At 44.2% G+C, this 12,105-nt stretch carries 10 protein-coding genes and 1 pseudogene; 4 read left to right on the top strand and 7 right to left on the bottom strand.

The window, feature by feature from the left end:
* Positions 1–7: 7 nt before the first annotated feature.
* The 7 genes from GX419_05765 to GX419_05735 all read right to left on the bottom strand — a co-directional run bounded on the left by GX419_05765 (position 8) and on the right by GX419_05735 (position 9,096).
* Positions 8–589, bottom strand: a complete 582-nt coding sequence (locus tag GX419_05765; GenBank protein NLI24192.1) for an LEA type 2 family protein — start codon at positions 587–589, stop codon at positions 8–10.
* A 187-nt stretch (positions 590–776) separates the two neighbouring features.
* Positions 777–2,285: a 2-isopropylmalate synthase gene (locus tag GX419_05760; protein NLI24191.1), complete on the bottom strand. Its 1,509-nt coding sequence runs from the start codon at positions 2,283–2,285 to the stop codon at positions 777–779.
* Positions 2,286–2,601: 316 nt separating this feature from the next.
* Complete coding sequence (locus GX419_05755) at positions 2,602–3,246, bottom strand: lipoprotein signal peptidase (protein NLI24190.1); 645 nt, start codon at positions 3,244–3,246, stop codon at positions 2,602–2,604.
* 205 nt (positions 3,247–3,451) lie between these two features.
* A complete protein-coding gene (locus tag GX419_05750) occupies positions 3,452–3,835 on the bottom strand; it encodes a TraR/DksA family transcriptional regulator (GenBank protein NLI24189.1) in 384 nt (127 codons plus the stop codon).
* 52 nt (positions 3,836–3,887) lie between these two features.
* Entirely contained in the window at positions 3,888–7,325 is a 3,438-nt protein-coding gene (locus GX419_05745; GenBank protein NLI24188.1) for an isoleucine--tRNA ligase, read from the bottom strand.
* A gap of 129 nt (positions 7,326–7,454) precedes the next feature.
* A complete protein-coding gene (locus GX419_05740) occupies positions 7,455–8,489 on the bottom strand; it encodes a sensor histidine kinase (GenBank protein NLI24187.1) in 1,035 nt (344 codons plus the stop codon).
* Between the two features lie 10 nt (positions 8,490–8,499).
* A complete protein-coding gene (locus GX419_05735; GenBank protein ID NLI24186.1) occupies positions 8,500–9,096 on the bottom strand; it encodes a riboflavin synthase in 597 nt (198 codons plus the stop codon).
* 68 nt (positions 9,097–9,164) lie between these two features.
* Here GX419_05735 and GX419_05730 point away from each other — a divergent pair.
* From GX419_05730 to GX419_05715, 4 genes and pseudogenes are all read left to right on the top strand, one after another.
* A pseudogene (locus GX419_05730) lies at positions 9,165–9,581 on the top strand (hypothetical protein).
* Between the two features lie 78 nt (positions 9,582–9,659).
* The gene (locus GX419_05725; GenBank protein ID NLI24185.1) at positions 9,660–10,706 is read left to right on the top strand and encodes an NAD-dependent epimerase/dehydratase family protein; all 1,047 of its coding nucleotides are present in this window, start codon (positions 9,660–9,662) and stop codon (positions 10,704–10,706) included.
* A gap of 167 nt (positions 10,707–10,873) precedes the next feature.
* Entirely contained in the window at positions 10,874–11,731 is an 858-nt protein-coding gene (locus GX419_05720; GenBank protein ID NLI24184.1) for a universal stress protein, read from the top strand.
* A gap of 51 nt (positions 11,732–11,782) precedes the next feature.
* Positions 11,783–12,105 (top strand): phosphate-starvation-inducible E-like protein (locus tag GX419_05715; GenBank protein ID NLI24183.1); only part of this gene is annotated, 323 nt, incomplete at its 3' end.

Genomic DNA, 12,105 nt, shown 5'->3' with positions numbered 1-12,105 from the left:
ACGATGGTTATTTTCCTCCAAATTGTGTAGTTACATCAATAAAGCCCGGATAAGGTATCATCATTCCGGCCAATGAAATGGACGGCTTCACCTTCAGAGTAAGGGTGGAAGGCACACTGCCGGCACCGGCAAGATTGAACAACAGATTGAGGATGGCATTCTGCGTTTTCCCCTGCATAAGCTTAATCAGGTCGAACTGAACATTCAAAGGCAAGGTAGCTGTCTGGTTATTACCGGGAATTTCAACCCTCTGCGAAGTAGAGCCGTTAAAGATTTCATTGCCATCAAGGTAAGCAATATAGTCGGTCCTGTTCAGAGCAGCCATCTGCTGATTGGGGTTGCGAATTTCCACGTCAAGAATCATATTCACGGGAAGAGAACCCTGCTTCAGGGCGGCAAGAATTTTCCCGGCATCCAGTAAGTTAAGCCCTGAAATGGATGTTTGTCCACTGATGTTCACTCCTGCAGCTACCACATTTCTTACTCCCTGCATTCTGAACTCACACTGTTTAAGGGAAGCCAGTTCGCGTAAGGTGGAACATGAACCCAGAGATACGATGAGTACAAATACCGCAATCTTTTTCATCATAATAAAATTCATTTTCAATGGTACGATGGAACCCATATGTTCGTCATTTTATTACCGTTTGTGTTTGCAAAACATGAGGGTTTCATATTATTTTTTCCCCTTCCAATATTACAACTTTTATGCAATAAACCCAACAACTGGTCAGGTTTGCTTTTTTACCGAAGGGGACCGCACCAGAAGGAAAAGATTACATGTTCAGCATCTTCATCGTGGCGGTAATGGCAGCAACCGTCTGGTCAGGATCCAGACCGCGGGTTTTGAAATCCCTTCTGCCGTCATTCCATGTTATCACCGTTTCAACAAGTGCATCTGTTTTGCCTCCGGGAGGAATCGAAACAGTATAATCCACAAGTTTGGGCAGGCTGAGCTTCTGTTTATCGTAAATTCTTTTCACCGCGTTCATAAAGGCATCATACTGGCCGTCTCCGGAAGCTGTTTCCTCGTAAATTTTTCCATCAATGTCAAGGCTGACGGTGGCAACTGATTTCAGACCTTTCGCAACGCTGAGAGCATAATTGACAATTTTAATCCGTTGCTTGATAATCTCACTGTTCAGTACGTCTGCTATAATGTATGGAAGATCTTCCCTTGTCACGGTTTCTTTTTTATCTCCCAGTTCAATCACCCTTTGGGTAACACGCTTCATTTCCTCGGCACTCAACTGCAACCCAAGTTCTTCAAGATTTTTCAGAATATTTGCTTTCCCTGCCGTTTTCCCAAGGGCGTATTGACGCACCCTGCCGAAACGTTCCGGTAATAAATCATTGAAGTACAGATTGTTTTTGTTGTCTCCATCGGCATGGACCCCGCAGGTTTGTGTAAAGACGTTTTCCCCGATAACAGGTTTGTTGTGCGGAATACGGATACCGGAAAAGGTCTCTACCATCTTTGACAGCTGATAGATTGTTTTTTCCTTCACCGAACATTTTACCCCCAGATGGTCCTTAAGAACGGCAACCACGCTTGTAAGCGGTACATTTCCGGCCCGTTCACCAAGACCATTCACGGTAGTATGAACCCCTTTCACACCGGCTTTCACTGCAGCATAAACATTACCTGTGGCCAGATCATAATCATTGTGCGCATGAAAATCAAAATGCAGTCCCGGGTACCTCTTTACCATTATCTCACAAAATTCAAAGGTATTCTCATGATTGAGTATTCCCAGGGTATCAGGAAGCATAAACCGTCTGACAGGTTCATTTTTAAGATGATCCATCAGAAAAAAGACATAGTCGCGGGAATTTTTCATCCCGTTTGACCAGTCTTCAAGGTAGATATTCACTGTCAGCCCTTTTTTCAAGGCATACTGAATGCACTGCTTTATGTCGGCAAGATGTTGTTCAGGTGTTTTTCGCAATTGTCCCTGAACATGATTCAATGATCCCTTGGTCAGCAGATTAAGAACTTTCCCTCCGGCGGAAACAATCCAGTCGATTGATGCCGTTCCATCAACAAACCCAAGTATTTCAACCCGATCTGAATAGCCCTTTTTCCCTGCCCATTCCAGAATACGGGCCGCTGCCCTGAATTCTCCCTCTGAAACCTTGGCCGAAGCAATTTCGATCCGGTCAACCTTCACCTCGTCCAGCAGCATCCTGGCGATTGCAGATTTTTCCGATTCGAGAAAAGCCACACCGGAGGTCTGCTCACCATCTCTCAGCGTGGTATCCATTATTTCAATATGCCGTTCCATATCAACGAAAAATTCTTTGCCAATGTGCAATGATAGTACAATTTGAGGAAATATGTTGTAAAATTATGTTATCCGACATATAATTCGCAGATAAGAAGACCAGCATTTACGAAAAGATCATCAGAACAATGCAGACTGAAGTAACAGAGGAAGCCAAGCAACTAATCAAACCGAATTAATACGCTGCAAACATGATGAATTGACAGAAAAGAAGCAGAAACCAAAAGAAACATCCCTTATCCGGCATGGTATTTCAGACTTTTTGGCCGGAATACTTACCAAACCAACTGACAAAACCCCGTAACCAAAGTCAAAACTATTGAACAGTTTCTTCGGAACTTTTAGCCGGAACGGGCTGGGCAAAAAAACGGCGCTGAAAAATCAGGATGTACAAAACACCTGTTGTAATTGCTGTATCAGCCAGGTTAAAAACAGGGCGAAAGAAAATGAGTTCCGTTCCTCCTACAAAGGGTATCCATTTGGGCCATACTGTCTGGATAACTGGCATATACAACATATCGACCACGCGGCCATGGAGGAATGAAGAGTAACCGCCTCCCGGAGGGAAAAGAGTTGCAATTTTTCCGTAACTGTCGTCGAAAATCACTCCATAAAACAACGAATCAAAAATGTTGCCTGCTGCACCGGCCAATATGAGAGCAACGCCAATAATAACTCCCGCAGGAGCATTTTGTTTAACCAGCTTTGAAAGATAAAATCCTATGACTGCTACTGCTATTATACGGAAAAGACTGAGTGCCAGTTTTCCAAACTCCCCTCCCAGCTGTATACCGAAAGCCATTCCGTTATTTTCAGTAAAATGAATGATGATTTTGTTACGGACCAGATGTATTTCGTCCCCAATCATCATGTGGGTTTTGACATATATTTTCAATAACTGGTCAGTAATCAGTACCAGCAGGATAATTCCAACAGCCAGATGGGTTTTCGTGAGTTTCATAGCAGGGAACAAATGCGGCAAAGGTATATTTTTCTTTGAAGAATATGTCAGAAATTCAATAAACCATTGGTTTACAAAGAAATATCAATCCTCTGTTACTTTTGGATGATTCTGCAAAAAACCAATATAAAAACACTTTCCCGGAAGGTAATCATTTTACCCTCCAGAATGATACGATTCAGGTGGAAGTATTTCCTGTTTTTTCTCAGCGTTGATTCTGTTTTGCTTCAATACTGAGAGTAGCGTGAGGAACTGCCAGAAGACGTTCCTTGGGAATAAGCTTTCCTGTTTCCCGGCAAATGCCATAGGTTTTATTCTCAATTCTGACCAGGGCAGCCTGCAGGTGTTGTATGAATTTGAGTTGCCGCTGGGCCAGCTTGCCCGCTTCTTCCTTGGAAAGCGTTGATGCACCTTCTTCAAGCACCTTAAAAGTAGGCGATGTGTCGACGGTGTCATTGCTTTCGGTCTGTGTAATAGCGCTTTTCAGCAGCTCATAATCCGCCTTGGCCTTTTCGAGCTTTTCCAGGATAATCTTCTTGAATTCGGCAAGCTCCTCATCCGAATACCGTGTTTTTTCTTTCTCTGCCATAGGTCCGAATTTTTGTAAATATAATCAATATTTGCGTAACTGGAACATAAATTCAACTTACCCGTTCAATTTCGAGCAAGGTTGTTACATCATCGTCAATTTCAACCTCAAACGCCCGGTCTTTATCCAGGCGATCCACCAGATCAATACCAACAGCCAGCGTCTGTGAGCTGATATAGTCACGATATTTTTCAACAGCTTTGGCAAAATATTGATCGTTCTGAATCCTTATGCGAATTTTGTCAGTTACATCAAACTCATTTTCCTTTCTGAGATTCTGAATGCGGTTAATAAATTCCCTCGCTATTCCTTCATTCCGCAATTCTTCTGTAATGGTAATGTCGAGGGCAACCGTGTACTTGCCTTCATTGGCAACCAGCCAGCCCGGAATATCTTCTGAAATGATCTCCACATCATTAACAGTCAGCTGTATATTCTGCCCGTCAATGGCCAACTCCCATTTCCCTTCTCTTTCAAACCGGGCAATCTCTTCCTGTGTCATCGCGGCAATTGAGGCACTTATCTGTTTCATTAACTTTCCGTACCGCGGTCCAAGTTCCTTGAAATTTGGTTTAATCCTTTTTACAATAATACCGGCGGTATCAGAGATGAATTCTGCTTCCTTGACATTTACTTCGGTAAGTATCAAATTCTTGACTGCTTCAAACTGCTTTTTAAATTCTTCGCTCACCACCGGCACCAGAATTCTGCGCAGAGGCTGCCGGACTTTGATATTTACCTTACGACGCAGACCCAGGATCATGGAGGAAAATTTCTGGGCTATCTGCATCCTTTCTTCCAGGTCTTTGTCAATGCAGGAAGCATCCGGCTCAGGAAAATTTTCCAGATGGACCGATCCTGCTGAAGTACCGGCAAAATTCTGTGTCAGATCAAGATACAGCCGCTCCATGTAAAATGGGGCAACCGGAGCGGCAAGTTTTGCAACAGTGAGTAAACAGGTATACAACGTCTGGTAAGCAGCCAGCTTGTCTTTGCTAAAACCTCCTCCCCAGTAGCGTTTTCTGTTCAAACGTACGTACCAGTTACTGAGGTTTTCGATAACAAATTCCTGAATAGCCCTCGCCGCGCGGGTTGGTTCATAATCATCCAGATCATTCTTAACTTCCTCAATCAGTGAATTTAACAGTGAGAGGATCCAGCGGTCAATTTCCGGCCGTTCCGTAAGAGGCACCTGGGGAGCGCTGTTGTCAAATCCATCGATATTGGCATACAATGCAAAGAATGCATAGGTATTATAAAGGGTGCCGAAGAACTTCCGCATTACCTCTTCAACCCCTGCGATGTCGAACTTAAGGTTATCCCAGGGCTGAGAGTTGGTAATCATATACCAGCGCAACGGGTCGGCCCCGTATTTTTCAATGGTTTCAAACGGATCTACTGCATTGCCGAGTCGTTTTGACATCTTGTTCCCATTCTTATCAAGAACCAGCCCGTTGGAAACAATGTTCCGGAACGATACCGAGCCGGAAATCATGGTTGAAATGGCATGCAGGGTATAGAACCATCCGCGCGTCTGATCCACTCCTTCGGCTATAAAATCGGCCGGGAAATACTTCGCAAAATCATTGGCATGCTCAAAGGGGTAATGCATCTGTGCATAAGGCATGGCCCCCGAATCAAACCAAACATCAATCAGGTCTTCCTCGCGGTACATCTTTTTCCCTGAAGGAGAAACCAGAATGATCTCATCAACAAACGGACGGTGCAAATCAAAACTGCTGTAATTTTCAGCAGAATAATCCCCTTCCCGGAACTTTTCCAGCGGATTGGATTTCATGAATCCGGCCCTGACTGACTTTTCGATTTCTTTCTTAAGTTCTGCAACGGAACTGATGCAGATCTGTTCCTTTTTGTCTTCACTTGTCCATACAGGAAGAGGTGTACCCCAGAAACGCGAACGGGAAAGATTCCAATCCACGAGATTTTCGAGCCATTTGCCAAAACGCCCGCTCCCGGTTGACTGAGGCTTCCAGTTAATGGTATTGTTCAGCTCAATCATCTTGTCGCGCAGTGCCGTGGTACGAATGAACCATGCATCGAGCGGATAATAAAGAACCGGTTTATCTGTTCTCCAGCAATGCGGGTAGCTGTGTTCGTATTTTTCAATGCGGAAAGCTTTGTTTTCCTTTTTCAGCATCACGGCAAGATCCACATCAAGAGCCGGTGCATCGGATGGCAGGGAATCATCGTATTCGTTCTTGACATAACGGCCCGCATATTCCCTGTAGAGTTCCACATTGACAAATTTCCTCACGAACTCTTCATCCATTTCTTCTACCGGAATAAACCTGCCTTTTTTGTCAACCATCGGCATGTCATTCCCTGACTTATCTTTTACCAGAAGCGGGGGGATATTGTATTGCTTAGCCACTTTAAAGTCATCCGCTCCGAAAGTAGGGGCGATGTGCACAATCCCTGTTCCTTCCTCGGTAGTAACAAAATCGCCTGACACGACCACAAAAGCATTTTCTCCTGGGTTTACCCAGGGAATGAGTTGCTCGTACCGGATGCCTTCCAGCTGGGAACCTTTGAATTCCCTAACCACCTCAAAGGGGATGTGCTTGCTTCCCGGCTGGTATTCTTCCATTTTCAGTGATGCATTCTTTTCGGGGAAAAAATTCGCCATCAGGTCCGCAGCCAATATCAGCTCTACCGGAGCACCTGAATACGGATTGAAGGTACGGACCTGCCGGTAAAGAATGTCTTTGCCAACAGCCAGGGCTGTATTGGAAGGAAGCGTCCATGGAGTAGTGGTCCATGCGAGAATAAACACATCCAGTCTGGTATCCTTAAAAAGGAAATCCGATTTCGCATCGCGGATTACCTTAAACTGGGCCACAACTGTCGTATCTTTCACGTCTCTGTAACATCCGGGCTGGTTAAGTTCATGGGTACTGAGGCCTGTTCCTGCTGCGGGAGAATATGGCTGAATGGTATAGCCCTTGTACAACAACCCTTTATCGTACAATTGTCTCAAAAGCCACCACAAGGTCTCAATATACCGGTTGTCGTAGGTTATATAAGGGTTGTTCATGTCAACCCAGTATCCCATAAGTTCTGTAAGCTCTTCCCATTCGCGGGTATAGCGCATCACATCTTTCCGGCAGTATTCGTTATATTCGGCAATTGAAATGGTTTTCCCGATATCTTCTTTGGTAATGCCCAAAGCTTTTTCAACCCCAAGCTCCACCGGAAGGCCATGGGTGTCCCACCCGGCTTTGCGTTCAACCCTGAATCCCTGCATGGTCTTATACCGGCAGAAGATATCCTTTATGGTCCGGGCCATTACATGATGGATTCCCGGAATGCCATTCGCCGACGGAGGGCCTTCGTAAAAAACAAACCTTCTTTCTTCAGGTCTCGATTCTATACTTTTAGCAAAAGTCTGGTTCTGTTTCCACCAATCCATAATTTCCCGGTTCACTCCGGGAAGATCAAGTCCCTTGTATTCGGGAAACAACTTCTTCATATGCCAATGTATCTGGTATTAAACCTTAAAAAAATAAAACCGACAAATTTATAAAAATTTGCCACACTTCAAATTCAGGATTGCCGTCTATGAAAGTGCCAAAAATCAGGAAATCAATTCATGACAGGGTTACCCCTTGCGCAGGGTAAAACTGAAAACAGAACCTTTGCCGGGGGTGCTCCTCACAGAAATGTTCTGCCCATGTGCCTCCAGTATATGCTTGACAATGGCCAGTCCCAGACCGGTACCCCCGAAATCCCGGGAACGGCTTTTGTCAATCCGGTAAAAACGTTCAAAAATTCTGGGCAAATGCTCCGCTTCAATACCTATTCCGGTATCAATGACTTCCACCAGAATGGTATCGCCGATGTCAAGGCAGGAGACTGTGGTGGAACCGCCTTCGTTACCGTAGTTGATTGAGTTAATGATCAGATTGTTCATTACCTCGTAGATGCGTTTTCTGTCGGCATACACCTTGACCGGTCTGTCATATTTGCGATCCAGCCTCAGGGTAATATTCCTTTTTTTGGCCCTTTCCTCCTGCATTTCAAAAACTTCCTCCACCAGCTTCAGAAAATTGAATACTTCAAATTGCATTTCTGCCTCACCCGACTCCAGCCTTGCAATTGCTTCAAGGTCTTCCACAATGGAGATCATACGGTTTATGCTTTTTTCCGTTTTTTCAAGATACAGCCTGTTAATGGAAGGATCCTCAAGCCCGCCGTCAAGCAAAGTGAGTACATATCCCTGGATGTTGAAAATAGGAGTTTTCAGCTCGTGTGAAACATTGCCAAGGAATTCCCTGCGGTATTTTTCCATTTCTTTAAGCCTGGCTATTTCTCTGTTTCGGCTTACAACCCAGTTGATCACATCCTGGCTAACCTGCCCCAGAGTTGCTCTGGTTGCCGCAATATTGCCTTTGTTGTTATCTTTACGGCCCGTTCCATGAATAATCTGGTAAAGAGGAGTTATCTTCTGCCGGATGAAACCCTGAAGCAGGAAAAACACCAGCAGGAAAATCAGAACAAAAACCACCGCAAAGACAAGAAAAACAAACCAGGTAGAAAACACCTCCTGATGGCCAAGCAAAACAGCAATAACCGCCAGAATTCCGGCCGCTGAAGCCGTAAGAATCGCTACCAAACCCGCTCCGGATGAACGCATCTGTTTCCGCTTATTTTTGCAGTTGTTCTTTAAGAATCTTCGCGATATACTTCCCTATGATATCAAATTCAATGTTGACAACCGTTCCCGGCTTGATGGAGTGAAAATTTGTATGTTCATGGGTATAGGGAATTATGGCAACATCAAATCCGTCAGACCGTGAATTCACCACCGTAAGACTAACGCCGTTCACTGCTACGGAACCTTTCTCAACCGTGATATTCCCATAAGAAGGATCATAGGAAAAGGAAAAGTACCAGCTTCCTTTTTCTTCCCGTACAGCGGTACAGACGGCAGTCTGGTCAACATGCCCCTGTACGATATGCCCGTCAATTCTCCCGTTCATCAGCATGCTTCGTTCCAGATTCACCTTGTCGCCCACCTTCAGCCGGCCAAGATTGGATTTCAGCAAAGTTTCCTTGATCGCTGTAACGGTATAATATGTGTCTTTTAGATCAACCACTGTAAGACAAACGCCGTTGTGGGAAATGCTCTGGTCAATTTTCAGTTCCTTAATAAACGACGGTGCAATGCTGATATGGAGGTTTTCTCCTTCGGGAACCAGCGCAACTACCGGGGCTGCCTCTTCAACTATTCCTGAAAACATACCTTTTTTCCGCAAAGGTATACAAAATACAAATGAAAAATTGGCCTATATTTGTGCCGTTCCTGCCTATGAACCCTCCTGACAAACGCATTATACGCTTTATACGGCGTCATCACGTTCTGACACTTTCAACCATGTCGGAAAAAAGACCCTGGTCTGCGCATTGCTTTTATGCATACTGCGAAAAAGAACAAATGCTTGTTTTTACTTCCGACCATACAACACGACACATCAGGGAAGCCCTCAAAAACCATCTTGTTGCAGGAGGCATTGTTCTGGAAACACGATGGATAGGCAAAATCAGAGGAATACAATTTGAAGGCCTCCTTGAAGAACCTCATGATGAAATATACCGGAAAGCACATATCACCTACCTCAAGCGGTTCCCTTTTGCTGTTCTGTCCAATACAAAACTCTGGACTATCCGCCTCACAGGGATCAAGATGACTGACAACCGTCTCGGATTTGGAAAAAAACTGTACTGGATCAATCAGGATTACCGTCAGTATGTCTCTGACGACCTGCTGGAAAAAGCATCATCTACCTGACAAAATAACTGAAGTATGCGTAAAATACTGGTAACCGGAGGTACAGGCCTCGTTGGAAGCCATCTTCTGTACCACTTACTGCAACAGGAAAACCAGATAACTGCCCTCAAACGATCTTCCAGCAAAACAGAAATGGTCAGGAAGATCTTTAGTTACTATACTTCCGATCCTGAATCCTTTTTCAGAAGAATTACCTGGATCGACTGTGACCTGCTTGACCCCGAATCGGTAATTGAATCCGTCAGGGACAGCGGATGCGAAGAGGTGTTTCATTGCGCGGCCATGGTATCATTTCGCGCCTCTGAACATAAAAAAATGATAGCCAATAACGTTACCGTAACGGAAAACATAGTTAATGCATGCCTTGAACTGGGCATCAGAAAAATGTGTTATGTAAGCTCTACTGCTGCTCTTGGTTCCGCCACCGAAGGAGAAGAAGTTACCGAAGAAAGCATCTGGAAACCGTCTTCGGCACGTTCGGCCTACGCCTTCAGCAAATTTCGCTCCGAGATGGAAGTCTGGCGGGGCATAGAAGAAGGCCTTCAGGCAGTTATTGTCAACCCTTCGATTATCCTCGGGCCCGGCTTCTGGAACAAAGGAAGTCCGTCCATTTTTTCTGCCGTTCACAAAGGAATGAAATTTTATACCAATGGAGTTACCGGATACGTCGATGTTCGCGACGTGGTTCAGATAATGGATCTCCTGATGCAGTCAGATATTGCAGGGGAACGTTTTATCGTTTCATCCCAGAACCTGAGCTATAGGGAAATATTTACCATGATGGCCAGGGAACTGGGAACAGAACCACCCCGGTATTATGCCAACCCCGCCATGACCTGTATTGCCTGGATCTTCTCATCCGCCTTCTCCCTTATCACCTCCAGGGATCCTTTGCTTACAAAAGAAATGCTGTCAGCCTCCCGGTCTATAGTCAGGTTTTCCAACCAAAAAATCAAGAAAAAAATTGGTTATCAGTTCATTCCGGTTCAGGAAACCGTGCATTTTGTGGCCCGGAAATTTCTTTCTGACATGCAAATGAATGCACCCGGCGCGGAAAAGTGATAAAAGGGAAAAAAGATTTTTGTATTGTACGCAGAAATCAAAATTCAATAGAAATTTTTAAGATTGTTCAAAACATTTACCGGAATTGTTCGTTTCTGCAGTATAACAAAACCCAATAATTTTGTTAAATTCGCAAATAAATTGATTGTAAATATTTTCCTGACAATATGATCAACAAGGATGAAAGCAAAATCATAATCGTTCCCTGGGACTTTACCCATATATCGGAGTATGCTCTGGAATATGCTATTAACGCAGCCCATGCTCTTGAAAAGGAAATCTTTCTGCTTCATATTGTTAACAAGGATGCAACAGAGGAACAGGAAAAGGAAGCTTTAAAAAGGCTTGAGAAGCAGGCCGATGAAATTCTGCAAAAATATCAGATTCAGGTTCAGCCGGTTGTAAGAAAAGGAAGTATATTTAATGTAATTTCTGATTACGCATCGGAAGTAAAGGCTGCTCTGGTTGTAATGGGTACACACGGTGTTACAGGTACACAGAAAATTACCGGTAGCTGGGCTCTGAAGGTGATTATTGGATCGAAAGTTCCCTTCCTCGTGATACAGGAAAAACCCGGAACGGCAGTTGGATTCAATAAAATTGTCTATCCCGTCGATTTCAAAGGAGAAAACAAAGAACAGCTTCAGTGGGCAATCTATTTCGGAAAATATTTCAATTCCAAGATCTATCTTTTTAAAAGGCCTTTCCGCGACAGCTCCCTGCTAAAAAAAACCAATACTAACCTGAATTTTGCCATTCGCTTCCTTCGCCAGAACAACCTGGAGTATGAAATTGTTGAAGCCCCGGGAAAAATAAGTTTTGACAGGGAAACAATTCAGTTTGCCGTTGATATCAAAGCAGATCTGATCATCATCATAACCTCCCGCCATTTTACCTTCCTCGATTACCTCTTCGGAAACCGGGAACAAAGAATGCTGAGCAACCCGTCCAATATTCCGGTATTGTGTGTTAACCCCCATGCAACCAGCGCCGGAGTGGGGCAATTCATGTGGGGAAGTACCTGACGGATGAGGTAACTTGGTATTATCACAGACGAATAAGTAAATATTCCGGACGTGGATAAAGCCCTGAAAATTTTTGAGAAAGCAATCATCTTTATCCTGCTGGGTGTTATGATGGTTGTCATTTCTCTTTCCCTGATTGACCTTATTTACCAGCTGGTTCAGCTTATCCTGTCGTCCGATTTTCTGGTCCTTGGCATTGATCAGCTGTTCAACCTTTTTGGATTCATTTTGCTGCTTCTTATTTCTCTGGAACTTCTCCAGACAATCAAAATGTATCTCGATGAAAAAATAGTCCATACTGAAATTGTTCTGGAAGTTGCCATGATTGCTCTTGCAAGAAAAATCATCATCATCGATTTCGAAAAAGTCAACAG

The organism is Bacteroidales bacterium, assembly GCA_012517825.1.
Lineage (GTDB): Bacteria > Bacteroidota > Bacteroidia > Bacteroidales > JAAYUG01 > JAAYUG01.
This window is presented reverse-complemented; position numbering and strand designations above follow the sequence as displayed.

Excerpts from the sequence above, each read along its gene's own strand:
- GX419_05765 (NLI24192.1), bottom strand. The coding sequence starts at position 589 with ATGATGAAAAAGATTGCGGTATTTGTACTCATCGTATCTCTGGGTTCA.
- GX419_05720 (NLI24184.1), top strand. The coding sequence starts at position 10,874 with ATGATCAACAAGGATGAAAGCAAAATCATAATCGTTCCCTGGGACTTT.
- GX419_05750 (NLI24189.1), bottom strand. The coding sequence starts at position 3,835 with ATGGCAGAGAAAGAAAAAACACGGTATTCGGATGAGGAGCTTGCCGAA.
- GX419_05735 (NLI24186.1), bottom strand. The coding sequence starts at position 9,096 with ATGTTTTCAGGAATAGTTGAAGAGGCAGCCCCGGTAGTTGCGCTGGTT.
- GX419_05725 (NLI24185.1), top strand. The coding sequence starts at position 9,660 with ATGCGTAAAATACTGGTAACCGGAGGTACAGGCCTCGTTGGAAGCCAT.
- GX419_05745 (NLI24188.1), bottom strand. The coding sequence starts at position 7,325 with ATGAAGAAGTTGTTTCCCGAATACAAGGGACTTGATCTTCCCGGAGTG.
- GX419_05740 (NLI24187.1), bottom strand. The coding sequence starts at position 8,489 with ATGCGTTCATCCGGAGCGGGTTTGGTAGCGATTCTTACGGCTTCAGCG.
- GX419_05755 (NLI24190.1), bottom strand. The coding sequence starts at position 3,246 with ATGAAACTCACGAAAACCCATCTGGCTGTTGGAATTATCCTGCTGGTA.
- GX419_05760 (NLI24191.1), bottom strand. The coding sequence starts at position 2,285 with ATGGAACGGCATATTGAAATAATGGATACCACGCTGAGAGATGGTGAG.